This is a genomic window from Chitinophaga qingshengii, from assembly GCF_014529935.1.
Classification (GTDB): Bacteria; Bacteroidota; Bacteroidia; order Chitinophagales; family Chitinophagaceae; genus Chitinophaga; species Chitinophaga qingshengii.
Window position 1 is genome coordinate 474,514 of the sequence record NZ_JACVFC010000004.1, and the last position, 26,904, is coordinate 501,417.

The 26,904-nt window shown below is 50.5% G+C and carries 13 protein-coding genes; 12 read left to right on the forward strand and 1 reads right to left on the reverse strand.

All coding sequences use genetic code 11. The features are described 5' to 3' along the window. Positions 1-35 precede the first annotated feature (35 nt). The 10 genes from atpE to ICL07_RS26430 all read left to right on the forward strand — a co-directional run bounded on the left by atpE (position 36) and on the right by ICL07_RS26430 (position 23,923). Positions 36-293, forward strand: a complete 258-nt coding sequence (atpE, locus tag ICL07_RS26385) for an ATP synthase F0 subunit C (RefSeq protein WP_078670146.1) — start codon at positions 36-38, stop codon at positions 291-293. Between the two features lie 154 nt (positions 294-447). Further along, entirely contained in the window at positions 448-942 is a 495-nt protein-coding gene (gene atpF / locus ICL07_RS26390) for a F0F1 ATP synthase subunit B (protein WP_188091051.1), read from the forward strand. A gap of 61 nt (positions 943-1,003) precedes the next feature. Continuing rightward, positions 1,004-1,564 carry an ATP synthase F1 subunit delta gene (gene atpH / locus ICL07_RS26395; protein WP_188091052.1) on the forward strand — a complete coding sequence of 187 codons (561 nt, stop codon included), beginning with the start codon at positions 1,004-1,006 and terminating at the stop codon, positions 1,562-1,564. 82 nt (positions 1,565-1,646) lie between these two features. Then, complete coding sequence (atpA, locus tag ICL07_RS26400) at positions 1,647-3,224, forward strand: F0F1 ATP synthase subunit alpha (RefSeq protein ID WP_188091053.1); 1,578 nt, start codon at positions 1,647-1,649, stop codon at positions 3,222-3,224. 378 nt (positions 3,225-3,602) lie between these two features. Beyond that, the gene (locus tag ICL07_RS26405) at positions 3,603-17,729 is read left to right on the forward strand and encodes a T9SS type B sorting domain-containing protein (protein WP_188091054.1); all 14,127 of its coding nucleotides are present in this window, start codon (positions 3,603-3,605) and stop codon (positions 17,727-17,729) included. A 26-nt stretch (positions 17,730-17,755) separates the two neighbouring features. Then, positions 17,756-18,757 carry a PorP/SprF family type IX secretion system membrane protein gene (locus ICL07_RS26410; RefSeq protein WP_188091055.1) on the forward strand — a complete coding sequence of 334 codons (1,002 nt, stop codon included), beginning with the start codon at positions 17,756-17,758 and terminating at the stop codon, positions 18,755-18,757. Between the two features lie 12 nt (positions 18,758-18,769). After that, the gene (locus tag ICL07_RS26415; protein ID WP_188091056.1) at positions 18,770-20,443 is read left to right on the forward strand and encodes a tetratricopeptide repeat protein; all 1,674 of its coding nucleotides are present in this window, start codon (positions 18,770-18,772) and stop codon (positions 20,441-20,443) included. Between the two features lie 155 nt (positions 20,444-20,598). Then, on the forward strand, positions 20,599-22,752 hold the full coding sequence (locus tag ICL07_RS26420) for a TonB-dependent receptor (protein WP_188091057.1): 2,154 nt from the start codon (positions 20,599-20,601) through the stop codon (positions 22,750-22,752). A gap of 13 nt (positions 22,753-22,765) precedes the next feature. Next, positions 22,766-23,413, forward strand: a complete 648-nt coding sequence (locus ICL07_RS26425; protein ID WP_188091058.1) for a hypothetical protein — start codon at positions 22,766-22,768, stop codon at positions 23,411-23,413. Positions 23,414-23,620: 207 nt separating this feature from the next. Then, the gene (locus tag ICL07_RS26430) at positions 23,621-23,923 is read left to right on the forward strand and encodes a winged helix-turn-helix domain-containing protein (protein ID WP_188091059.1); all 303 of its coding nucleotides are present in this window, start codon (positions 23,621-23,623) and stop codon (positions 23,921-23,923) included. Between the two features lie 3 nt (positions 23,924-23,926). On the opposite strand, the gene pdxA is transcribed toward ICL07_RS26430, so the two are convergent. Next, positions 23,927-24,988 (reverse strand): 4-hydroxythreonine-4-phosphate dehydrogenase PdxA, encoded by a 1,062-nt coding sequence (gene pdxA / locus ICL07_RS26435; protein ID WP_188091060.1) that lies wholly within the window; start codon positions 24,986-24,988, stop codon positions 23,927-23,929. Between the two features lie 16 nt (positions 24,989-25,004). Here pdxA and rsmA point away from each other — a divergent pair, with 16 nt between their 5' ends. Together rsmA and ICL07_RS26445 are read left to right on the forward strand one after the other, a co-directional pair. Then, a complete protein-coding gene (rsmA, locus tag ICL07_RS26440; RefSeq protein WP_246485173.1) occupies positions 25,005-25,835 on the forward strand; it encodes a 16S rRNA (adenine(1518)-N(6)/adenine(1519)-N(6))-dimethyltransferase RsmA in 831 nt (276 codons plus the stop codon). Next, positions 25,832-26,761: an NAD(P)-dependent oxidoreductase gene (locus ICL07_RS26445; RefSeq protein ID WP_188091061.1), complete on the forward strand. Its 930-nt coding sequence runs from the start codon at positions 25,832-25,834 to the stop codon at positions 26,759-26,761. Before rsmA ends, ICL07_RS26445 begins: the two co-directional genes overlap by 4 nt. The last annotated feature ends 143 nt before the right edge of the window (positions 26,762-26,904 follow it).

A 26,904-nucleotide genomic window follows, 5' to 3' on the forward strand; every position in this document is an offset into this window, starting at 1 on the left:
TTCTGTAATTTCTTAAATACAAATACATATTCATTATGGCACTTTTGACTGTTTTATTGCAGGCTGCTGCTGCATCTGGTTTAGCTAAAGCTGGTGGTGCTGTTGGTGCTGGTATCGCTGCTATCGCTGCTGGTATTGGTGTAGGTAACATTGGTAAGAGCGCTCTGGAGTCTATCGCTCGTCAACCAGAAGCTGCTAACGACATCCGTGCAAACATGATCCTGGCTGCTGCGCTGGTTGAGGGTGTTGCCCTCTTCGGTGTAATCGCTGGTCTGCTGGCGGTAGTTCTGTAAGCCAAACTTTTTACTGCATCCGGCGCACAGGGCAATGGATGCAGTAATTCTGATTTTGGGATGTATTGATTTTTTGATTTTTTAATCGAACTCAAAAATTCGCTAGTCTCAAATCAAAAAATCAAAAAATCGAAAATCAATAAATCATTATAACATGGATCTGTTGCTCCCCGCGTTAGGGTTGTTCCTTATTTCATTTGTCATTTTCATCATCGTTTTCCTGATTCTGAAAAAATTTGCCTGGACTCCGATTCTGGCTGTTTTGAAAGAAAGGGAAGGTTCTATTGCAGATTCCATTGCCTCTGCCGAAAGGGTTAAAGAAGAGATGGCGCAGATGAAAGCAGAACATGAACATGTGCTGGCTGAAGCGAAAGCTGAAAGAAGCAAAATCCTGAAAGAAGCTAAAGAAGCGAAAGACGCGATTATTGGCGAAGCGAAAGCGCAGGCTCAGGCTGAAGCTAAAAAAATCATCTCCGAAGCTTACACCGCTATCGAAAACCAGAAACTGGCTGCGTTAACGGATGTGAAAAACCAGGTAGGTACACTGGTGATTGAAGTGGCTGAAAAAGTGCTGAGAAGAGAACTGGCTGATAAATCAGCACAGGAATCTTATGTAAAACAACTGGCCGGAGAAATTAAATTGAACTAAGATATTAACTATTGGCCTCCGGTATTTGCCGGAGGCTGATGGCTTAAAGTTATAAGCATATATGCAGAATCCCCGTTTAGCATCAAGGTATGCGAAATCATTGATTGACCTGGTTCAGGAAAAGGGCCAGCTGGAAGCGGTGCAGAACGACATGCTGTTCCTGCAGCAACTGGTGAAGTCCAACCGCGATGTGGTGAATTTGCTGAAAAGCCCGATCATTAAGGCTGATAAAAAGCAAAAAATCATGGCCGCCATCCTGGAAGGCCGTGTAGGCGCTACAACGCTGGCTTTTATCAACCTGTTGATCAACAAGGCGCGTGAAGCTTTCCTGCCTGAAATAGCAGTGGAATACACCCGCCAGTTCAACGTGATTAAAAATATCGCCACCGTGAAGATCACTTCGGCAGTACCGCTGGACAGCGCTACGCTGGAAGCGATCCGTCAGAAAGTGGCCAGCGAAATACCCCAGCAGGTACAGCTGGAAACTTCCGTGAATGCAGACCTGATCGGCGGTTTCGTACTCGAAACCAACGACAACCTGTTCGATGCTTCCGTAGCACGCGACCTGCACGATATTAAAAAACAATTCAGTCAGAATATTTACGTATCCGCGATACGTTAAGTGAAAACAGCAGCCGCTGCGTACACGCAAAGCTGTTGTCGTTATACTAACTTTTTTAACGACTTTTTTTAAAAGCATAATTATGGTTGATATTAAACCTGATGAAATTTCGGCGATATTACGCCAGCAGTTAAGCAACTTCAATGCTTCTGCCGATCTCGAAGAGGTAGGTACAGTATTGTCGGTGGGTGATGGTATCGCCCGCATTTACGGTCTCGGTAATGTAGGTTATGGTGAACTGGTTGAATTTGGCAATGGCGTAAAAGCGATTGCATTGAACCTGGAAGAAGACAACGTAGGTGTGGTATTGATGGGTGAGTCTCAGGATATCAAAGAAGGTGATAAAGTACGTCGTACCGGTAAAATCGCTTCCATTAACGTGGGCGAAGGACTGGTAGGCCGTGTGGTAAATACACTGGGTACACCAATTGATGGTAAAGGCCCTGTTACCGGCGAACTGTATGAAATGCCGCTGGAACGTAAAGCTCCGGGTGTATTGTTCCGCGAACCGGTAAAAGAACCTATGCAGACTGGTATCAAAGCGATCGATGCGATGATTCCTATCGGCCGTGGTCAGCGTGAGCTGGTGATTGGTGACCGTCAGACTGGTAAAACTGCCATCTGTATTGACACGATCATCAACCAGAAAGAATTTTATGACGCAGGTAAACCTGTGTATTGCATATACGTAGCGGTAGGTCAGAAAGCATCTACTGTTGCGGGTGTAATGAAAACGTTACAGGAAGCCGGCGCTATGGCTTATACTGTGATCGTAGCTGCTTCTGCATCTGAGCCTGCTCCGCTGCAGTTCTACGCTCCGTTCGCCGGTGCTGCTATCGGTGAGTTCTTCCGTGATAGCGGCCGCCCTGCCCTGATCGTATACGATGACCTGTCCAAACAGGCCGTTGCATACCGTGAGGTGTCCCTGCTGCTGAAACGTCCTCCCGGCCGTGAAGCTTATCCTGGTGACGTATTCTACCTGCACAGCCGTCTGCTGGAACGTGCAGCGAAAATCATCAACAACGATGAAATCGCCAGAAACATGAACGACCTGCCTGAGTCTATCAAACACCTGGTAAAAGGTGGTGGTTCCCTCACTGCATTGCCGATCATCGAAACACAGGCATCTGACGTATCTGCTTATATCCCGACCAACGTAATCTCCATCACCGATGGTCAGATCTTCCTGGAAGGTAACCTGTTCAACGCCGGTGTACGTCCTGCGATCAACGTAGGTATCTCCGTTAGCCGTGTGGGTGGTAATGCACAGATCAAATCCATGAAAAAAGTATCCGGTACCCTGAAACTCGATCAGGCTCAATACCGCGAAATGGAGGCCTTCTCCAAATTCGGTGGTGACCTGGACGCTGCTACCAAAGCAGTTATCGATAAAGGCGCCCGTAACGTGGAAATCCTGAAACAAGCTCAGTTCAGCCCACTGGCAGTAGAAAAACAAGTTGCTATCATCTACCTCGGTACCAACGGTCTGCTGCGTGATGTGCCGGTTAAACAAGTACGCGCTTTTGAAGAAGCCTTCCTGAACGAAATGCAGGTACGCCTGCCAGACGTGCTGGGCGAATTCAAAAAAGGGAACCTGCCGGAAGACGGCCTGAAGAAAATGGTGACCCTGGCCAATGAACTGAAACCACGGTTCATCTAATACAAGCCTTTAATCCTTTTTTATATAAGAAGCCTCTGCCAGTATATGGCAGAGGCTTCTTGTTTTACGTATATCCGCCACGGTTATTTAAAAACATGAAATATAATAATATTTACATATTATTTATTTTCAGACTGTTAAAGATTATTCTTACGTAGTTTTTTTTTATTAATTGATCCGGCCGTTATATATTTGATTGCAATAGCAATGAAACTTGACCTGAATCGCTTTCGTGTTTTTACCCCGTTCATAACCTTTACCGCCTTTTAGACGATTTTTCTTCCGGTTTTTACATTTTCTCCCAGGTTACTGGTTGCATGTGAGTAGCTATGACTGTTTGTGTCCCAGCCTGAGATAGCTCCGTCTAAATATGCGTCTATGGGTGTATGTCTACGTTTGTTCGTATGCGTGGTAAAAAAAATGATCCGCATCCGCCCGGATGCCCGGCAGTTCGTATATGCCTGCCTGTTGTTAACACTTCCTGCCCGCGCACAGTTTACCATTACAGAAGATTTTAAAGGTAGTTCCGCCGGAAACATTACCCTGGGAGGCGCCGCCAAACTAACTTCCGGTGTAGATGACCCGGTAGGACAAGGCTGGTTACGACTCACTGAAGACGTAGGCAACCAGGTTGGATATGCTTTCGTGAATGCCGGTTTTCCCTCCACGCTGGGCGTATTGATGGACTTTGAATATGTGGCCTGGCGACGTACCAATCCCGGTCTGGGTGGTGGGGATGGATTCTCCGTATTCCTGTTTAATGATAATATCACCGCTGCCACTTTTAGCCTCGGATCACGTGGCGGCAGCCTGGGATACGCAGGGTCCACCTCTACCGGCAACACCGGTCTGGCTGGTGGTTACGTGGGGGTAGGCATCGATGAATATGGCAACTACGCCAATTGCAGTGAAGGAAAGACAGGGGGTGTGTCTGCCAACTGTGGAACACTTTATAAAGATTATATCTCCGCCCGGGGACCAGCACCGACTTACGCTTACCTGGCCGGCAGCTCCGCGGGCGCCTCTCTGGATTATGACGTGATCACCAGCACCCGCCCCACACCAACACAGTTTTACCGCCGGGTGCAGGTTGCTATTTTGCCTACGGGTACCGGGCAGTTCACCCTGACTGTAAAATCTACCACCACCCCCGGAGGAACCCTGCAAACGCTCTTTGGCCCCATTACGCTTACCTCTCCGCCACCGGCACGGTTAAAACTGGGCTTCGCAGCTTCTACCGGCGGCGCCTATAACCGCCACGAAGTACGAAACCTCATCATCACCACACCCGGTAATATACGGGTACAGAAACTGGTAGATAAACCCATCGCCAAAGTGGGAGATGCCCTGACCTATAAAATGACGGTCTACAATGAAACTACTTCCGCACTCACCGGCCTGCCCATGCAGGATGTATTTTCACCTGCCAATGGATTTAATGTGACCGGTGTTAGCTTCTCCAACAATGGTTTTGCCGGTAATACCGCCAGCGGCTATACGAATACTAATATATCCAACGCCACGCTGAATATGGCTGCCAGCAGTTCCAGTACTTTTACGGTCACGGGTACGGTGGCGACTATGCCTGCCAATAAAACACTGACGAACAAGATGTGGGTAACGCCCTCCGCTACCGGCATTACAGATCCCGATGCATCGAATGACACCTCCCTTGCCTCCACCAATATCATCGCACCTGATCTGGTTATCACTAAAACACATAATGGTAACTTACGAAAAGGACTTAGCGGCAATTATGTGCTCACCATCAAAAATACAGGCGTAGATGCCAAACCGGACGTCAGCCAGGTCACCGTTACCGATGTAATTCCCACCGGTATGACGGCCGGAACTCCCAGCGGAACAGGATGGAGCTTTGCTGTTCTGGGGCAAACGGTAACGGCTACACGACAGGACGTGCTGGCCGCAGGCGCTACCTATCCTGCTATCACCATTCCCGTAAAAGTGTCTGTAGGCGCGCCGGACAGTATTACCAACACCGCTACAGTGGCCAACGCCTATGAAGCCAATACCACCAACAATACGGCTACAGATGTAGTGGATACCCGCCGTAATATGGACCTGCAGGTAGTTTCGTCGGTATCACCCCCCAATAAACAGGGCTGCCTGAATACACCTTACCAGGTACAGATCAATATCAGGAATAATGGTCCCGATTCAGCAGTGAATGGAAAGTTCAGCTTCAGTGTGCCTACGGCCATCAATAATATTTCCCTGGTAAGCCGCACCATTACTGCCGGCAGCGGTACCTTCGGAGTAGGCAGCTCCAACAGTACCACGGGCTATACCGACTCTGTAACACTTACCAGTGGCGCAGCCGCTACATATGTGTTCTCCGTAGTGGTGACTACACAGGCGCCTGCAGACCTGGCCATCTTTGAAGCAAGCCTGCTGCGTTCTGCTACCGACCTGGATGTGGATGCCTCTGATCCTACCGTAGCGGTGCCTGTCAACCCCAATCATGAATGCGACGCCGCTCCTTCCGGTGGCGGTTGTAACAATATTTTGCGGGACACCACCTTTGTGCGCAATAAACCTACTATCGCTAATGCCGGTACGGATCAGGCGTTGTGTAACGCCACCACCGCCACGCTGAATGGTAATAACCCCATCAGCGGTACGGGTACCTGGCAACAGGTGAGCGGCCCCAATACTGCGACAATCGTCAATAAGAACACGGCGGTTACCGGTGTGAGCAACCTGGTACCAGGTACCTATACTTTTGTATGGGCTATTAATAACGGCAGCTGCGCCAGCTCCACGGACACGATGCTACTCAGGATAGATGCGACCCCCAGCCTGGCGCTTGCCGGACCTGACCAGAATCTGTGTAACGTTAACGCCACTACGATGGCAGCAACGGCGCCAGTAGTAGGCACTGGTGGATGGCGACAGATAAGCGGTCCCAATACGGCCGCCTTTGCCGATACCGCTAAAAATAATACCGGAGTTACCGGGCTGATAGCCGGTAGTTATACTTTCATATGGACCACCCGCAACGGTTCCTGCACCGCCCCGCCGGATACCGTGGTCGTGACTGTCAATACTCCAGGCCCGGTGGCCAATGCTGGTCCGGACCAGGCGCTGTGTAACGTTGCCACCACCACCTTGGCGGGCAACGCTGCCGCACCCGGCATGGGGACCTGGGCACAGATAGCAGGGCCTAACAATGCTGTTATTGTTAGCGCCAATCAAAACAATACAGCTTTACAAAACCTGGTCCCCGGCGTTTATCGGCTGATATGGACCATCAACAACGGAGCCTGCGCCACTACTGCCGATACGGTACAGATAACCGTGTATGCTGCACCTGCGGCGGCCAATGCGGGTCCTGATCAAACCAAGTATAATAACGGCCTCTTTACCATGAGCGCCAATGCTCCCGCTACCGGCACCGGTACCTGGGCGGTGATAGGAGGCAGCGCTGCGGTTACTACCGCCGGTAACCCCAATACAAACGTTACGCTGCAACCCAATACCAGCGCCACACTTACATGGACGATCAGCAATGGTAACTGCCCTCCTTCGGTAGATACAGTGGTGCTGACTTATAGGCGCCAGGCTGACCTGAAGATCACCAAATCTGATGCGGGCAACTCCTATAAAACCGGTAGTCCGCTCGTATATACGTTGACAGTAGAGAATCTGGGGCCTTCCGATGCTGCCGGCTTCTCCGTACAGGATGCGTTACCCGCTATGATGAGCGGTGCCACCTGGACTTCCGTATCTACCGGCGCCGGCGTGTCTTTAAGCCCTGCTTCCGGCAGCGGCCCGATGATCAATGCCAGCGCTGCTATTCCTTTTGCGGCAGGAAATAAAATTGTGATCACTGTAAGAGGTACTGTATCCACTGCTGCCAAAGGTGGTGATGTGATCAGCAATACCGGTCTGCTCGCCACAGCGGTGGACGTACCGGATCCGGACCAGTCCAATAATACTTCCAGTGTAACAGGAACAGTGCCCAACAACCCGCCGGTTGCGGTGGACGACCAATACACCACGCCCCGGGATGTACCGGTGAGCGGTAATGTGCTCACCAATGACAGTGATCCGGAAAATCAGCCACTAACGGTAACGACTACCCCGGTAACGCCGCCTGCACATGGACAGGTAGTACAACGGGCAGATGGCACCTTTACCTATACGCCCAATGCCGGTTTTACCGGAACAGATTCCTATGTGTACCAGGTATGCGACAACCAGGGCGCTTGCGCTACCGCCCGGGTTATCATACAGGTGACCGCGGCGCAAACAGATCTGGTAGTCGCAAAAACCGCTACACCCTCCTCCGTGGTGGCTGGTCAGCCCCTGACTTATCAGGTAACGATGACCAACAATGGGCCTTCTACTATTCAGCCAAACGAGATCATTACCGTGGCGGACTCGCTGCCGGTAGGATTCCTGGGTGCCGCTTTCTCCGCATCGGAAGGTACCTACGATCCTGTCAGCCAGCAGTGGAGCGGGCTCACCATGGCTCCCGGAAAGTCTGTAGTCCTTACTATCAGCGGAACTGTATCTTCACAATATAGTGGTAGCAGTATCCGTAATATTGTATACCTCATACCGCCGGCCGGTGCTATTGACCCCGGTGTGGACAGCGCTTCTGTGGTAACGCCGGTAAACAAAACCGTAGAAATAACCGTAGATAAAACAGATAATACGCCGTTGTATGTACCGGGTACCACCACCCGCTACAAAATAACAGTGGTCAATAAAGGGCCTTCTGATTTGTTGGGGGCTACTTTCCGTGATCCGCTGCCAGCCGGTGTTACCGTGGCCTCCTGGACAGCTGTTTCCCCTAATGGGGCGCAGCCGACCAACTCCGGTACCGGCGCCATTGACCAGCCGTTGAATATGCCGGCAGGATCAACAATCGTTTATACGTTAACGTTAAATATACCCTCCAGCTTCACCGGCTCTCTGGTGAACACGGCGAACGTTATTATCCCTGCCGGCTATACGAATATTAATCCCGTGCGTAATACCGCTACGGATACCGATGACCCTGATCTGCAATATGGTATTACCCTTGCGAAGACCGGCCCTGCACAAGCTGTTGCAGGAGATACTATCGCTTATCAGCTACAGATCAATAACAATGGGCCATCTGATTTGATCAATGCAGTGGTGGCGGATAATTTACCTACGCCGGTACAAAATGCATCCTGGACAGTGACCACACAAGGCAGTGCGACAGCAAGCCGGGCAAGCGGTACGGGTAACGTGAATTTCACTGCCAGTATCCCGGCGGGTAGCGGTAATACGGTATTGATAACGATCAAAGGACTGATCAGTTCCGCTGCTACCGGCAGTTTTAATAATACTGCCACCATTACGCCAACCGGTAAAACGCCGGTATCTTCCAATACAGTGAATACCGTGCTGAACAAACAAACCGGTCTGACGATCTCCAAAGCTGGTCCTGCTTCCGGTACCGTGGTAGCGGGTAACAGTATCAGTTATCTCATCAACCTGACCAATGCGGGTCCTTCAGATGCTACCGGTATTGTATTGCAAGACCTGGTGCCGGCTACCATCCAAAGTGTGACCTGGAATGTGACCACATCGGGCGTGGCTTCTATGGCTACGGGTGCACCGGTGTCCGGTAGTGGTAATACCGTACGTACCACTGTCAATATTCCTGCTGGTGCAGCCAACATTGTACAGGTACAGGTGAATGGCGTAGTGAGTGCGAGCGCCACTGACACCCTGGTCAATACGGCCACGGCTATACTGGCTAATATTGATACGGCCAGGGCCATCAATAAAACAGCCATCATCACACAGCCTGGCCTGCAAGTACAAAAATCCGGTCCGGCTAACATTGATGCAGGTACTAACATCGTGTATACCATCACGGTAGGCAATACCGGTCCTTCTGATGCCGTAAATGCTGCTATCACAGACCTGGTAGGGCCAAACTCTGTCCGTAATGTCCGTTGGACGGCTACGGCTTCCGGTGCCGCTCTGATCAACAACGGCGCTACCGGTACCGGTAACGCCATTAGTGTAAATGCCAATATTCCCGCCGGCGCCGCCAACCAGGTAACGATTACCGTTACAGGTACGGTGATGAGCAGTGCAACAGGGGATATTGTGAATACCGCTACGGTAACGGTACCGGGTAAGCAACCGGTGAATTCCAACGAAGTGAAAACACTCATCAATCAACACCCTGGACTGGTGATCACGAAGCAGGGACCAACCAGTGCAACAGCCGGTGGCACCATGCTGTACATTCTGAAGTTATATAATACCGGCCCGTCCGACGCCTATAATGTAGCGCTGGCAGATACCCTGGCAGCGGCTATACCAAATCCTTCCATCAGCACTACCGCCTTTGGAAAGGCTAAAGTGATTTCCAAAGATGTGACGGGTAATGTGGCACATGTGGTGGGAGATCTTCCTGCCGGAGACACCAATTACATTTTGATATTTATTGGTGGTAAGATAGATCCGGCCTTCACCGGTCAAATCAGGAACCAGGCCACAGCAGACGCCGGTGGCGGACATACGGCAGTATCTGAACTGGTGACGACGAATGTACAGAATGTGCCGGCACTCAGCCTGAGTAAGAGTGCTCCTGATACCGTTGCCGCAGGACAACAGCTGACATATACTGTAGCTGTTGGCAACGGGGGCTTGTCTGATGCACAAGGTGCCGTGATTACTGATGCGGTACCTGCGGCATTGACCAATGTTAGCTGGACAGCTACTGCCAATGGCCGCGCGGCGGTTACCGGCGGCGCTACCGGTACTGGTAACAATGTCCAGGTAACCGGTAATGTTCCTACCGGTAACGGGAATACGATTTTGATAACAATCACGGGCACTGTCGCTCCTTCCTTTACCGGTGTGCTGACTAACTTTGCCGCAGGTGTTGCAGGCGGACTGCCGCCGGTGATGTCTGATACGGTTAATACGCAGGTGGTGAATAAGCCACAATTGCAGATCAGTAAGTCCGGGCCTGCCAGTATATCGGCCGGAGGCCAGATCACCTACGTGGTGGCAGTGACCAATGCCGGTCCTTCCGATGCGCAAAACGTGCGCATCGCCGACATACTTGACACGACTATTATTCAACATATACAATGGCAGGCGGTAGCATCCGGAGGGGCAATGATCATTGGTAACGCTGCTGGTGGTAGCAGCCCGGAACAGGTAATCGCGAACATACCGGCAGGTACCGGTAAGGTAGTAATAACAATTGGCGGCACGGTGAGCCCTGCTGCTGCCGGTACATTGGTAAACATCGCCACCGCCGGTGTAACAGGACAGCCTGCAGTAGAAAGTACAGTATCCACCCAGGTACTCAACAACCCGGTAATATCCCTTACCAAAACAGGACCTGCTCAACTCAATGCGGGTGAACAAATCAGCTATCGTTTGGTAGCTACCAATTATGGCCTGTCTGATGCCCGTAATCTGAAGATTCAGGATGTGGTGCCAGCGCAGATCACCGGGGTAACCTGGACCACCACTGTCGCCGCCAATGGCATAGTTTTGACCGGGAATACCGGCACAGGAAATAATATACTCGTTACCGGTAATCTGCCTGCCGGCACAGGTAATCATATATTCGTAGACGTTAGCGGTACCGTAGCTCCCGGCTTTGCCGATACATTGCCTAACAGCGCTTATGTGGCCATGCAGGCAAAAGATACCGTGTGGAGCGATACCGTTAAAACGGCAGTGCTGAACAAACCGGTGTTGCAGATTGTGAAGACTGCTCCGGATACCGTTGCTGCGGGAGGTGCTATCACCTTTACGTTGACGGTGACCAACGTGGATCCTTCTGACGCTGCCAGTGTTACGGTAACCGATGCCGTACCGGCTATGGTACAGAACATCACCTGGTCTGCCGAAGCACGTGGTACGGCTACTTTGCAGACGACCGGAGGGACAGGCAATAATATACCTGTTACCGGTACTATCCCCGCCGGCGCAGGTAATATGATGATCATTACCATCAAAGGCACGGTAGCCCCGGCATTTACCGGTAGTATCCTCAATATGGCAACGGCTACCGCCGCCGGACAACCGCCGGTGAATTCCAATACAACGACTACCCATGTAGTGAAAGAAGTAGCGCTGTCGGTGATAAAAGCTGGTCCGGACCAGATTGCAGCAGGTGCGCATATTGCCTACCTGATCGGTTTCAGGAATTACGGGCCTTCAGATGCTAATGGTGTACAGTTCCGTGATACTGTACCAGCCGCTATTCACAATGTCACCTGGGATGTGATTGGTTTTGGGAACACCGTGATTACCGCAGGTCAGAGCGGTACCGGTAACCAGATTGTGATTAATGCCAATATGCCGGCCGGCAGTCCGGCCAGCAGTGCCCTGGTAGTGGTAGAAGGAACAGTCGATCCAAATTATACCGGTCCTGCCCTGGTCAATGTGGCTAATGTTTCTTCTGCCGATCAACCGGCGCCGGGCCGTGATACCGCTGTGACGACCGTTTACAGCCAGTCCATGCTGGATATTGTGAAGAATGGCCCGAGCCGTGCTTTTGCAGGGGACTCCATAAAATATACTATTCACCTGGCCAACAACGGGCCTTCCAACGCGGCGAACATATCCATCAATGATGTGCTGGATCCGGCTATCCTGCAACCGGCGTGGACAGCTGCCGCCTCCGGTACCGCTACAGTAAGTGCCGCCAGTGGTACGGGTAACGTGGCACTGACTGGTAATATTCCCGTTGGCACCGGAAATGGCATCGATATAACGGTAACGGGTAAACTGAATCCTGACTTTGCCGGCAATAGCCTTTCAAATACCGCTACCGCAGCGATTACCGGTCAAACACCGGTATCGTCTACCGTTAATACGGTTGTTGGCCGCAGCGCTAATCTGCGGATAGTGAAGAGCGCACCGGGTACTGCCGCCGCAGGTGCTAATATCACCTATGTGGTGACCGTGCGCAATGCAGGACCTTCCAACCTGAAAGGAGTGGCTATTCATGATGCTATTCCGGCAGATATTCTGTCGCCAACCTGGACAGCGGTATCCACCGGGCCCAATACCACTGTCTCTACAGCCGGCGGCACCGGTAATGTGGATCTAACAGCTGATATGGCGGCAGATACCAGCAGCATTGTCATCACTGTACAAGGAAAAATAGATCCATCCACCACTAGTGGTACCAATATTACCAATACTGCCACCGTAACACCTCCGGCAGGTGTTGACAACCCGCAACCGGTGAATGCTACTGCTATTACTGCGGTAAGCCGTCAGGCTGACCTGGTGATGGTGAAATCAGGTCCGGCTAATATTGATGCGGGCCAGAATATTACCTATCAGCTGTTGATCACCAATCGTGGTGTATCTGATGTAACGGATGCTATTATTACGGATGTTGTGCCTTCAGATATTATCCTCAACAATGTTACGGCTACCGTTACAGGGAATGCTATAGCCGATGCGCCGGTGGTTACCGGTAATGCGATCACCATCAATGGAGATATTAAAGCGGGCAATGGCAACGCTATCCTGGTAACGATTACCGGTACAGTGAATCCGGGAGCTACCGGTACTATCAGCAATACCGCTACGGTAACACCTCCGGCTGATGTGACAGAAACCATCCCGGGTAATAACAGCAGCAGTATTTCTACTGCCATCACTACCGATATTGGAGTACAGGTTTCTAAATCAGGTCCGGCATCGGTGAATGTAAATGATCCGATCACGTATACAATTGTGCTCAGTAACAACGGTCTTTCAGATGCCACCGGTATCTCCATCACTGACGCAGTACCGGCGGATATTACCGTCAACAACTGGACGGCCACCGTTACAGGTACCGCTTCTGTATCGCAAACCGGCGGCACAGGTAATAACATTAGCCTGACAGGTATGCTCGGCGGCAGCAATACCGGTATGATCACCATTACTATTAACGGTACTGTGAAAACTACCGCCGGTGCCACTATTGTGAATACAGTTAGCGTGGTGACAGGTACAACTAAAACCAGTTCCGTGACAACCTCCGTAAACCGCTCCGTGGACCTGCGTATCACCAAATCCGGTCCCACCGCCATGTTTGCCGGAGAGGCGATCGATTATGTGATTAATGTAACGAACAACGGTCCGGCTGATGCTATGGGCGCCAGCATCCAGGATGTGGTACCTGCAGGTGTAACCGGTGTTACCTGGACGGCCACTGCCACTAATGCCACTGTTTCCAGTGCCAGCGGATCTGGTAATAATATTTCGCTGACAGCAGATATTCCGGCTTATAGCGGAGAAATAGCTATTCATGTGAAAGGTGTGGTAGATCCGGGCTTCACCGGAACACTGGTGAACACGGCTGTTGCCATGCCGCCCGCCGGTGTTATTGATCCATTGCCGGCTGTGGCTACCGTGAATACCGTGGTGACAGCCTCGACAGGTATCAGCATTGTCAAATCTGGTCCGGCTACTACTACAGCAGGTAACAGTATTGGCTATACGCTATTGATACGTAACAACGGTCCGTCCAATGCGACTGGAGTTGTTATCCGGGATACCGTGCCGGCAGCGGTTACCAATGTTACCTGGAGCGGTGCTGCTACTAACGCTACCATTACCAATCCGGGTACAGGCACCGGTAATAGCGTTGATCTGACAGCTGATATCCCGGCCAATGGCCAGGTAACCGTAACGATCAACGGTACAACTGATCCTGCCTTTAGTGGTACTATCAGTAACCGGGCAGTGGCTGGAAGCCTGCTGAGCAACACGGTAGATACCCGTATCAACAATACACCAGCATTGGTGATTACCAAATCTGGTCCGGCTACTATTGCTGCGGGTAGTAATATTTCCTATAGTATCGCTATTGCCAATAATGGTCCGTCTACCGCTGTGGGAGCCACTATCAGCGACGTGTTGCCGCAGGAAGTGAAACAGGCCACCTGGTCAGCCACCGCTGCCAACGGCGCGGCCATTGCCGGTGGCAATATTTCCAACAACAGTGGTAATGTTAACTTCAAGGCAGATGTTCCGGCGGGTGGTACCATCATGGTGATGGTGAATGGTCAGATAGATGCTGCCGCCAATGCGGGCACTATTACCAACGTGGCAGCCATAACACCGGCTAATGGCGTGCCTGTAACAGATACGGCACGCACCATCCTCACGCAGCTGAGTAAACTTCGGATCGTGAAAGCGGGTCCTGATTCCGTGGCTGCCGGTAGTATGATGGCGTACACCATCGATGTGTATAATGATGGCCCATCCAATGCTACCAATATCCAAATTGCAGATGTACTGCCGGTTCCGTTGCAGCAGGTCAACTGGTCGGCTACCGCTGGCGGCACCGCCACGATCAATGGTGGAAACCTGCAAAACCAGGTTGGTAATGTAACATTGGTGGCCAACATCCCCCAGGGAAGCGGCAATTTCATCCATATTACCATCAATGGCAGGATGCAGGCATCTTTTGCCGATACGGTTGGTAATACGGCAACGGCTACACTAAATAATGTGACCACTGTTTCCAACAGAGTGATTACCCGTGTATACAACAAAGCATCGGTACAGCTGACCAAATCCGGTCCGGCTACTGTGGCTGCCGGCGGGCATATCAGTTATAACCTGGTGCTCAGTAACGGAGGCCCGAGTGATGCTGCGGGTATCCAGGTAAGTGATCTGCTGCCAGCTCAGTTATTGAACCCGGTTTGGTCTGCAACGGCGTTTGGTGCAGCTACTATACAGGGCGGTAATGTGTCTGATCAGACTGGTAATGTGACCCTCGTTGCGGGCGTACCTGCGGGCGCTGCTAACCGTGTGGTGATTTCCATAGAAGGAGATACCGATCCTGCATTAACCGGTACCGTGACCAACACCGCCAGTTATACTTTCGGCGGCAATACCGTTAATACGCCGCCGGTAGTGACTACCGTTACATCGCAGGCTGCCCTGCAAATCAGTAAATCCGGGCCGGATAGCCTGGCTGCCGGCAGTGGTATCACGTATACTTTACAGGTCACCAATAACGGGCCTTCCAATGCGACGAATATCTCCATTGCAGACGTGGTGCCGGCGGCGGTTACCAACGTAACCTGGACCGCCACCGGTTCCGGCGTTGTAATACACGGCGCTGCTGCCGGTACGGGCAACAATGTCAATCTCAGCGCTGATATACCGGCAGGTGCGGGCCACAGTGTATTGGTGACCGTTACAGGCACCATCGCCTCTAACGCCAGCGGTATCGTGAAAAATATCGCCACGGTGACCAATGGCGGAGGTGTGGTGGCACAGGATAGTGTGTTAACACAACTGGTACAACAACCGGGTGTTGTGTTCAGCAAGGCCGGTCCGGCTAAAGCCGCTGCCGGCAGTAATTTGCTGTACACGCTTCAACTCAGCAATAACGGTCCGTCTGACCTGATCAACGCGACCGTGAAAGACCTGATACCGGCACAAATAGGACAGGTATCCTGGACTATCGTTACACAGGGTACCGCAACCCTGGCTGCAGGTACGCCGGTATCCGGTACCAGTCAGCAAATTTCCTTCACCGGTAATGTGCCGGCAGGCGTGGGTAACGGTATACAGGTAATGATCAGCGGTGTGGTAAATCCCGGCTTTACCGGTACGATTGTCAATACCGCACAAACCACCGACAATAACGGTCAGGTATATCCGTCATCTGTGACGACGGTTGTGAATAACCAGGCCCGGTTGAATATCACCAAAACAGGTCCGGCTAATACCAATGCCGGCGGTACGGTTACCTATGTGCTCACAGCCACCAACCAGGGGCCGTCCAATGCCAGCGGTATCCGTATTACGGACCTGGTACCGGCCGGACTGACAAAGGTGACCTGGCAGGCCTCTGCCACCGGTGATGCCGTTGTTACTGCCAATGCCACCGGTACAGGCAACAATGTAAACGTAACCGGCAATATCAACGCCGGCTCAGGTAACAGCATCCGGGTGATCATCAATGGACAGCTCAGCAGCAATGCGGCAGCCGGCGGTATCGTTAACAGCGCGATACTCACCACTACCGATGGCCGCCAGTTCATGAGCGATACCGTGAAGACCAGCATTATCAAAACCAACTCCGTAGAACTGGTGAAAGTAGCGCCGCGTACCGCCAATGCGGGCGACAGTATCCAATATGATATCATCGTCTCCGATCCCGGCCTGAGCGATCTCAGCCAGGTAACAGTGCAGGACGTGGTACCGGCCAACATTACCGGTGTACGCTGGACTACCACAGTAACCGGCGCAGCACAGGTATTGAGCGGCGGCACTGGTAGCGGCAACACCGTGAATGTATCTGTTCAGATACCCGCAGGAGGCGATAATATGGTACACATCGCGGTGAAAGGAAGTATCAATCCTGCTTTTGCCGGTGTGCTCACCAATACCGCAACAGCGACTACAGAAGGCAAAAACTTTACGGCTACCGCAACCACCACGGTGCAGCGGAACCTGGACCTGGTCATCGCTAAAAACGGTCCGCCAATGCTTAGCAGTGGCGATACTATCAATTATGTACTCACTGCCCGTAATAATGGCCTGGCAGCCGGTGATGGCGCTGTGGTAACCGATGTATTGCCTGCCGGTATCGATAATATCAGTGGTGCAGTGCTTACACTCAGCGGTGGTGCAGGCGATGTGCAGGTGAATGTCAGCAACGGTACGGTGACAGCCACTATCGGCAATTTCCCGGCCGGTGGCGAGGTAAGGCTGGGCATCAGCGGCGTAGTGCCGGCACCGGTAACCCTCAATAACGTGGCCACCATTACAGCCCCGAATGGTGCAATTGATACCAATCCAGCCAACAATACAAGCGGTACCGTTGTTACAAAAGTGGCACAACGGCTATACCTGAAACTGGCGGACCTCCAGTTGAAAAAAGTGCTGATGAATCATGAGCCGTTGCAAACAGGAGGCAAGGCGGTGTTCAGCATAACACTGACCAATGCAGGTCCGGATTCAGCCAAATCTATCGTTGTGAGGGATACACTATCCGGTAACCTTGGTCTCGTTGGTGGCATTGATGTGAGCGCCGGTATCACGCATTATGATGCAGTATCCGGAATTGTTGTGTGGGAAATCCCGGTACTGGCATCCGGACAAACGGCCACCGCACAGTTGACTGCCCGCATTAACAACACCGGAACAGTAGTGAATACAGCTACCGTGACCAGTGCCGTAAAAGACCCGGATCTGTCCAATAATACCGCCACTACGCAGCCCGTAACGGTATCCGGCGATGATATTTTCATCCCCAACGTTATCACTCCTAACGGTGACGGTAAAAACGACCGGTTCATGATCATCGGTATCTCCCGTTATCCAAATTCATCATTGTTTATCTATAACCGGTGGGGTAACCAGGTATATCAATCTAAAAACTATCAGAACGAATGGGACGGGCATGGATTGAGTGAAGGCACCTATTACTACGTGTTGAAACTGAATACAGCGAATGGAGAAAGATCGTACAAAGGCTGGATACAGTTACTCCGGTAATCAATTTTAAAAATCAGTCCACACATATGACAAAGCGATTATTACTATTTGTATGCGGCTGTATAGGGTTACTACCCGCCACTGCACAACAGAATTTGCAGTTCAGCCAGTATGTGTTTAATGGCCTGAGTGTAAACCCTGCCTACGCAGGATACAAACAGGATTGGTATTTGAATGCCATCTACCGCCATCAGTGGGTGGACTTCCCCGGAGCGCCGACGACCGCGGGGATATCGATAGATGGTCTTACCAACGCCAAAGACGAAAGGGTAGGAGTAGGGGCACAGGTCATGCTGGACAAACTGGGGCCACAGGAGAATCTGTCGGCATACGGTTTTTACTCTTATCGTATTCCGCTGGATGAGGAAGATACCAAACGCCTTTGTATCGGCTTAGGCGGCGGTATCACCCAATACAGCATAGATGGTACCGCATTGAAATATGTGGATGACTTGGACCAGAGCATTCCGCTGGGGAAAACCTCCAAAATAGTACCGGACGCCCGTTTCGGGGTGTACTATTATACGCCGAAGTTTTATATCGGCGCTTCTGTGATGGACCTGTTTTCTCTTTATACCACCAATGTTAACTACTACTGGGGTGGATACAATTACAATACCCTGCGTAAAACACAGCACCTGTATGTTACCGCCGGTTATCTGCTGAATTTATCGGAGAACCTTAAACTAAAACCGTCGATACTGGTGAAGGAAGATTTTAAAGGTCCTACCAACGTGGACCTGAATGCATTTTTGTTGATTGCAGACCGTCTGTGGGTAGGCGGTTCCTATCGCACCGGCGTCAAACTCTGGAGCAAACCGGCGCTGGCCAAGGACCTTGAACAGCTGGATGCTGCCAGTGTACTGGTGGAATTTTATGCGACGCCACAATTGCGTATTGGATATGCGTACGACATCACCGTCAGCAAGATGGCCAGTTATCAGCAAGGATCGCATGAGATCTCCGTAGGTTTCCTGTTCAACAGCAAAAAATACGAATCCCGTACCCGGAGTCCCCGGTACTTCTAAAATATCGCAGGCATGAGAAAAACACTGACCAATTATTTCACGGCAGGTATACTGTGTAGCATTACGATAACGGCCGTTGCCCAGGAGCAACCTTCCATCAGTAAAACAGCCGATATCCGTTTCCGGCGGGAAGAATATGCCCAGGCGGCGGGATTGTATGAGCGGCTGCTGCGTACCCGGGAGGGCCGCAAACATGCCGCAGAGATCAAAGAAAGACTGGCTACATCCTACCGGTTGTATAACCAGTATGATAAAGCGGCTTACTGGTATGCTCAGCTATTGCAGGACAATCCGGGAAACACAGAAGCCCGGCTGCATTATGGAGATATGCTGAAATGCCTGGGCCGTTATGAGGAAGCCCGGCAACAATTTGCCCAATATCCCGATAAGCAGCGGGTAGCCGCGCGTATCGCCGGTTGTGACTCCGCTGCCCGTTGGTCGGGAATTCCCGGGGCGGTGCAACTAAGAAATGAAACGGGTGTTAACACCGGTAAAAATGATTGGGGTACTACCTGGCATGGTAACCATGTGGTGTTTGTATCAGATAGTGTGCGGAAAGATATATGGTATATTAAGGGTACCCGTCGCCGTTATGGCCGTAATAACGCCGGTTACGGTAAGTTGTATGAAGCGGAAGACGGGCAATCCGGTATCGGTTATGTGAAAGATTTCTCTGCCGTGATCAATAACTATCCTTATCACGTAGGCCCGGTGTGTTTTACGCCAGGGGGTGATACCGCCTATGTTACCGTGACTGATCCCGCCCGCCGGGTGCCTTACAATAAAAAGGAAAGGCCGGTATATGGTACCCGACAACTCAGGTTGCTGGTGTTTGTAAGGCAACAGAACAAGTGGCAGCCGCCCGTGGCGTTCCCCTATAACAGTAACGACTACTCGATAGGACATGCAGCGCTGAATGAAGCCGGTAACATTCTGTATATAGCCTCTGATATGCCCGGTGGCAGCGGGGAAACTGATATCTGGTACTGTGAAAAACAGGCCGACAATACCTGGGGAAAACCGCAGAACTGTGGCTCACTCATCAATACCGCCGATGATGACGCATTCCCGGTGACAGGGGCCAACGATATGCTGTATTATGCCAGTAAAGGCAAAGCTGGTTTAGGAGGCTACGATGTATTTGCCAGTAGCGGTAACCGGGCTACCTGGAGTACGCCGGTAAACCTGCTGCCACCTTTTAATTCCAGCACAGATGATTTTTACTATGTGCCGCAAACCAGCCGGGATGGCTTTATTTCATCCAACAGGCCCGGAGGTAAAGGGGGAGATGATATTTACAGCTTCAACCTGCCGCCGGCGTTGCCGGAGCTGAGGCCGTTACCAGTGCCGTTACTGCGTATACCCCTTACCGTGGATATCTGCGCCCGTACCGAAATCTGTGTTTACCTGTACAACAAAACCAGGGATATGGGTTGGTGCTACATGATTATGCCGCCTTCGGGGAAAATAGAAGCGAAGCTGGAACCTGATGCAGAATATGTTATCCGGGTGCACTATCCTGATCATATAGAAAGTGTGGCGTTTGATACCAAAAATTGGGATGGGTCTACACCGGTATATAAATCCATTTGTCCCACACCTGCTGTAAAAGAGATACCCCGGCCCCATCCGGTAAAACACCCCAAAGGACACGGTCATCCACCTAAAAAGAAACGAACGAAATAAACGCCGTTCCGTTGAAGGGAAAAACATTGAACACCATAACCCGGGGCATTTGCTTCGGGTTTTAATTTGGTAATCAATATGATATAAAAATATTTTTAAATAATTTTGTTTATATCATAAACTAGTTTACCTTCAGGTTGCCTAACTCCAAAAGTATGTTCAGGATCAACCTCTACCTATTCTTTTTATTCTCTCCGATGGTGCTGCTGGCGCAACATAAGATCAGCGGCAAAGTGACGGACAACAAAAAACATCCGTTACCGGGTGTGAACGTATACATCAAAGGTTCGTATGACGGCGCCACCAGCAAAGCAGATGGCAGCTTCGCCTTTACTACCGCTGAAGTGGGGGAACGCATCCTGACGGCCAGCTTGAGTGGCTATCAGCCGCTGGAAATAAAAATCAATACAGCAAGTGCGGAGCAGCTGACGGTTATATTAAAGAATGCTGTGAGTGCGCTTCGGGTGGTAACCATCTCCGCTGGCAGCTTTGAAGCCAGCGATGATAAAAAGGGAACAGTATTAAAACCACTGGATATCGTCACTACGGCGGGAGCAGGCGCAGACATTGTGAACGCCATCAAAACACTGCCGGGAGCGCAGCAAACCAACGACCGCGAAGGGCTCTTTGTGCGCGGTGGTACCGGTTACGAAACACAAACACTCATCGATGGTATGCTGGTGAGAAATCCTTTCTCTTCCAGTTTACCGGATGTACCGGGCCGTGGGCGTTTTTCACCATTTCTCTTTAAAGGCACCACCTTCAGCAGCGGTGGTTATTCCGCCCAATATGGACAAGCGCTGTCTTCCGCGTTGGTACTGGAGTCCACAGATTTGCCGCAACGTTCCTCCTCCAGTATAGGCGTTTCCGTTATCGGCGCCAGTGCCGGTGTGGAGAACCTTTCCAACGACAAAAAGACTTCCTGGGGTGTAGAAGGAGATTATACTAACCTGGCGCCCTATTTCCAGGTGGTGAAGCCTAAACAAACACCCAACCTGGGTCCGGAGATTATTGGTACCTCCCTGAATTTCCGCCGGAAAACCTCTTCCACCGGCATGCTCAAGTTTTACGGCTACGGTAACTGGAGTAAGATGGGCTTCAGTTCACCCAGCATTGAATACCCGGGAAATACGGAATCCTACCAGGTTCGTAACGGCAACCTCTATACGAATATGACCTACCGGGAGAACCTGGGCGATGACTGGCGTTTATACGTCGGCGCTTCGTTTAGCGCCAACCGTGATAATATCACCACAGATACACTTGGCAAAGACCAGATCCCGGCCGATATACGGGTCCGTTCTTCCCTGGCCCAGTCACGCGTGATGCTCACCCGCCACCTGGGCCCCTTTTCCGCACTGCGTTTTGGCGGTGAATACCAGTATGCCGTCGAACAGTTTTCCTACAACCGGAGACCGTTCAACTATGCAGATAATTACACCGCTGCGTTTACCGAAGCGGATATTTATTTCACCCCCAGTTTTGTAGGCCGCGTAGGCGGCAGAGCGGAATACTCCTCTGTACTGGCTAAAATGAATTTGGCGCCGCGTGTGTCGCTGGCGTATAAAGTGGATAACTACAGCCAGTTTTCCGTTGCCTATGGCGATTATTACCAGAAGCCGGAACCGCAGTATATCCGTTTTGATCACGGGCTCGGCTATATGAAAGCGACCCATTACATTGCCAGTTATCAGCGGGTAGCCACGGATTATACTTTCCGCACAGAAATTTTTTACAAACAATATGCAGATCTTGTAAAGACCGTGCCCGGCTACAACAATAACGGAAAAGGATATGCGAAAGGAATTGAACTGTTCTGGCGGGACCGTAAAACCATCAAAAACGTGGACTACTGGATATCCTATTCTTACCTGGATACCAAACGGGATTACCTGAATTATCCGAAGGAAGTGCAGCCGGACTTTGCCGCTACCCATACTGCCAGCCTGGTGTACAAACATTTTATTCCGAAGCTGAGCACCAATATCGGGTTGACCTATACTTTTGCTACCGGTCGCCCTTATTATAATCCTAATCTGCCGGCAGATAAATTCATGTCGGACAAGACGATCGATTATCATGCAGTAGGGGTGAGCGCCAGTTATCTGACGACTATCCGGAAGGCCTTTACCATTTTTGTGTTGAGTGTAAGCAATGCGCCGGGAAATAAACAGGTATTCGGTTATCGTTATTCCAGTGACGGGCTGCGTCGCGGAGAGATTACGCCGAGCGTGCCCCGGTTCATTTTCCTGGGAATGTTTATGAACTTCGGTATCGACAGAAGACAGGACGTTATTAATAACTTATAATTCACACATACATATGAAACGTTTACTCCTTTCCCTTTTTATGATCGGCGGGCTGGCTACAGCCGCTGTAGCGCAATCCGCACAATTCCAGGACGCCATGAACAAACAGGTGTCCGATCTGGACAGCAGTGCAGCTTTTGCCCCTGATGCGCTGGTCGCCAAAATCAACACCTTTGAACGTATCGCCGAAGCAGAAAAAACACAGTGGCTGCCTTACTACTATGCCGCTTACTGCCAGGTAATGTCCTGCTTTGTAGGCCAGGATAAAGGCAAGATCGATGAACTGGCGGATAAAGCTGCCGCCAATCTGGATAAAGCCGATGCTTTGGCGCCTAAAAATTCAGAGATCGCCTGTATCCGTTCACTTGTAGCATCTGCCCGGTTGATGGTAGATCCGGCCAGCAGAGGTATGAAATATGGTATGGAAGCCGGTCAGCAGATTGAACTGGCTAAAACCTATAACACGGAAAATCCACGTGTGTACCTGTTACTGGGACAATCTTTGCTGTTTACCCCCGAACAGTTCGGCGGTAGCAAATCAAAAGCTAAAACAATGCTGGAAACGGCCCTGCAGAAATATGCAGCGTTTAAACCGGAAAGCAATATCGCGCCTCATTGGGGTGAGCCTTATGCGAAAGAGTTGCTGACCAAAGCGCAGTAAGATTTTAAAATTTAAGAATTTTAAAATTTGGCTATTTGATTTACGGATTTACGGATTTCGAGATTTCGGGATTCATAATCAGGAATAATTTGTTGAGATCTAAGTTCATCAAATGCTGGTCTTCGCTATATGAATCCCGAAATCCGTAAATCCCAAAATCCGTCAATCCAATAATAAAATAATAAAATATCTAAATATATAAATAATATGGATTTTAAGGATCTGGACCCGGTATTGCATTCACAATTGCGGTTAGCAATCATGAATATTTTGTTGAGTGAAAAAGAGGCGGAGTTTACGCTGCTAAAGGAGCGGACGAATGCAACAGCAGGCAATCTGAGTGTGCAGATCAACAAATTGCGGGATGCTTCCTATATAGAAGTTGTCAAGCAGTTCAGGGATAATTATCCGCAGACGTTGTGTAAGATTACGCCTGCGGGCAAAAAGGCATTTGAGAATTATGTACATGCTATCCAGGCTTACCTGAAGATTGGCAAGTCAAAAGGATAGGCGCTATTCGGAAGCCAGTTCAGTTTTCTTCAGGGGGTTACGGGTGTTTTCGGCGTAACGTTCCCGTTGTTCGATGATATCCAGGCAGGTAAAGATGGCCTGTCTGAAGGAATGAGGATCTGCCAGGTTTTTACCGGCGATATCGAAGGCGGTGCCATGGTCCGGTGAAGTACGGACAATATTGAGGCCCGCTGTAAAGTTGATGCCTTCGCCGCTGGCGAGGGATTTAAACGGAATCAGTCCCTGGTCGTGATACATGGCCAGTACCCCGTCAAACTGGGCATACATTTCCCGTGCAAAGAACGCGTCGGCGCTGTAAGGCCCGAAACAAAGGATACCATTACCTTTCGCGTGCCGGATAGCCGGTGCGATCTGGTCAATTTCTTCTTTACCGATCAGTCCTTCGTCGCCGGCGTGGGGATTAAGGCCCAATACCGCGATGCGGGGTTTATCGATACCAAAATCTTTTACGAGGCTTTCTCTCATCAGTTGCAGTTTGGCCAGGATATTCTCTTTGGTCACAAACTTAGACACTTCCGCGATGGGCACATGCTCGGTGAGGAGGCCCACCCGCATATTGTCTGCCGTCATAAACATCAGTACGTCTTTCGCATTGAAGGCTGCTTTCAGGTAAGGTGTATGACCGGTATAGTTAAACTGCTCGCTTTGAATATTGTTTTTGTGGATCGGGGCAGTTACCAAACCCTGTACATGCCCTTCTTTCAGGCATTGGATGGCTACTTCCAGGGCGCGGGCGGCGTATTTGCCACCAGCTTCATTGAGTACCCCCGGTGTGATCTGCACCTCTTCTTCCCAGCAGTTGTACACGTTCACCTGTTTGTGGTTCAGGCGGGTGAAATCCTTGATGGACTGGTAGTTGAAGTTGTTTTCATTCATCAGCTTCCGGTAGAAGTTGATGGTTTTATTAGATGCGAAGATCACCGGCGTGCAACATTCCATCATCCTGGCGTCCAGGAACGTTTTGATGATGATTTCTGCGCCAATGCTGTTGATATCACCGATGGTGATGCCGATAACCGGTTTGTTGATTTGTGTACTACTCATACTGATAATGCCTCCAATGAAAGGCAAATATAGCCAGTTTGCGGGAGAAAATATTACCGCTTTGGCAGAAACAGGCTTATCTTTGCAGCCACGCATGTATACATTAAAAAAATCGCTGGGACAGCATTTCCTCACAGATGAGAATATGTGCAGGAAGATTGTGGAGTCCTTACCTGTAATTGAAGGCCAGCAAGTGCTGGAAGTGGGTCCGGGTGGCGGAGCCATCACGAAGTACCTGTTGCAGCTGCCGGGCATTGATTTCAAGGCTGTGGAGCTGGACAAGGAAAAGGTGACCTATCTGGAGAAAACCTATCCTGCCATCCGGGGCAAGCTAATCAACGAGAGCATCCTGGATACCGCGTTGCCTTTTGAAGGTCAGTTCCGGATCATCGGTAATTTCCCGTATAACATTTCTACACAGATCATGTTCCGTTTGCTGGAATGGCGGGAGCAGGTAGATGTAGTGGTAGGGATGTTCCAGAAGGAAGTAGCGCTCCGTATTGCTTCTGCCCATCGCAGCAAGGAGTATGGCATCCTGAGTGTGTTGTTGCAGGCCTTTTATAAGGTGGAGTATCTTTTTGAGGTACATGAAAATTGTTTCAATCCGCCGCCTAAGGTGAAGTCGGCCGTGATCCGGCTTACCCGGCTGGAGCAGCCGGCAGACATAGCTTCCGAACGGAAGTTCACCGTATTGGTGAAAACAGCGTTCGGTCAGCGCCGCAAGCAGCTCCGTAATCCGTTGAAACCTTTGTTTGACAAGGAAACCTTACAGGACCCGATTTTTACCAAACGGGCCGAAGAATTGACTGTTGCTGATTTTGCAGCCTTATCCCATAAGATGATATGAGCAGAAAAGTATTAATTACCGCCAAGGTACATCCATATTTAACAGACCAGTTACAGAGCAAAGGCTTTGAGATTGTATATGAACCTTCCATCTCTTATGATGAAGTTTACAGCGCCATCCAGGATTGTGTGGGACTGATTGTGACCACCCGTATCCGGGTAGATAAAAATATTATCGACCATGCACGGCAGTTGCAATGGATAGGCCGGCTGGGTTCCGGTATGGAATTGATTGACGTACCTTATGCCGAAAGCAAGGGGATACACTGTGTAAGCAGTCCCGAAGGGAATATGGACGCTGTAGGTGAACAGGCAGTTGGTATGTTGCTTTGCCTGGTCAACAATATCCTGCGGAGCAACCTGGAGTTGCGGGAAGGTATCTGGGAGCGCGACGGTAACCGCGGTTTTGAGCTGAATGGCCGGACGGTGGGTATTATCGGCTTTGGTCATACCGGAAGCAGCTTTGCCCGTAAGCTCAAAGGTTTTGATGTGAATATCCTGGCCTATGATAAGTACAAGAAAGGTTTCGGTACGGCCGATGTAAAAGAGGCCAGTCTGACTGACATCTTCACCAATGCCGATGTGGTGAGCCTGCATCTGCCGCTGACAGAGGAGACGTTGCATATTGCCAACCTGTCTTTCTTCCAGTCTTTTAATAAGCCGGTTTGGTTTATGAATACCGCACGGGGCAAGCTGGTGAACAATACTGACCTGATAGCGGCGCTGCAGCAGGGTCTTATCGGTGGGGCCTGTCTTGATGTGTTGGAAAATGAAAAAATGAGCACCTATACGCCGGCAGAAAAAGAGCAGCTGAACTGGTTGCTGAACGCCCGGAATGTAGTGGTGACGCCACATATAGCCGGTTACTCCCATGAAGCGAGCATTAAGATGGCGCGCATCGTGTTAGAGAAGCTGAACATCCTGTAGGTTCTGATCCCTGGAACCAGCGTTCCGAATTAAATTGTTGATTTTCAATTGATTTAATTCGGAAGGGCGCTTTATTTTTCTTTCCTCCAAAATTTATTATATTTGCAATAACACCAGTAAACAACGCTTCTGTGCAAATGGAG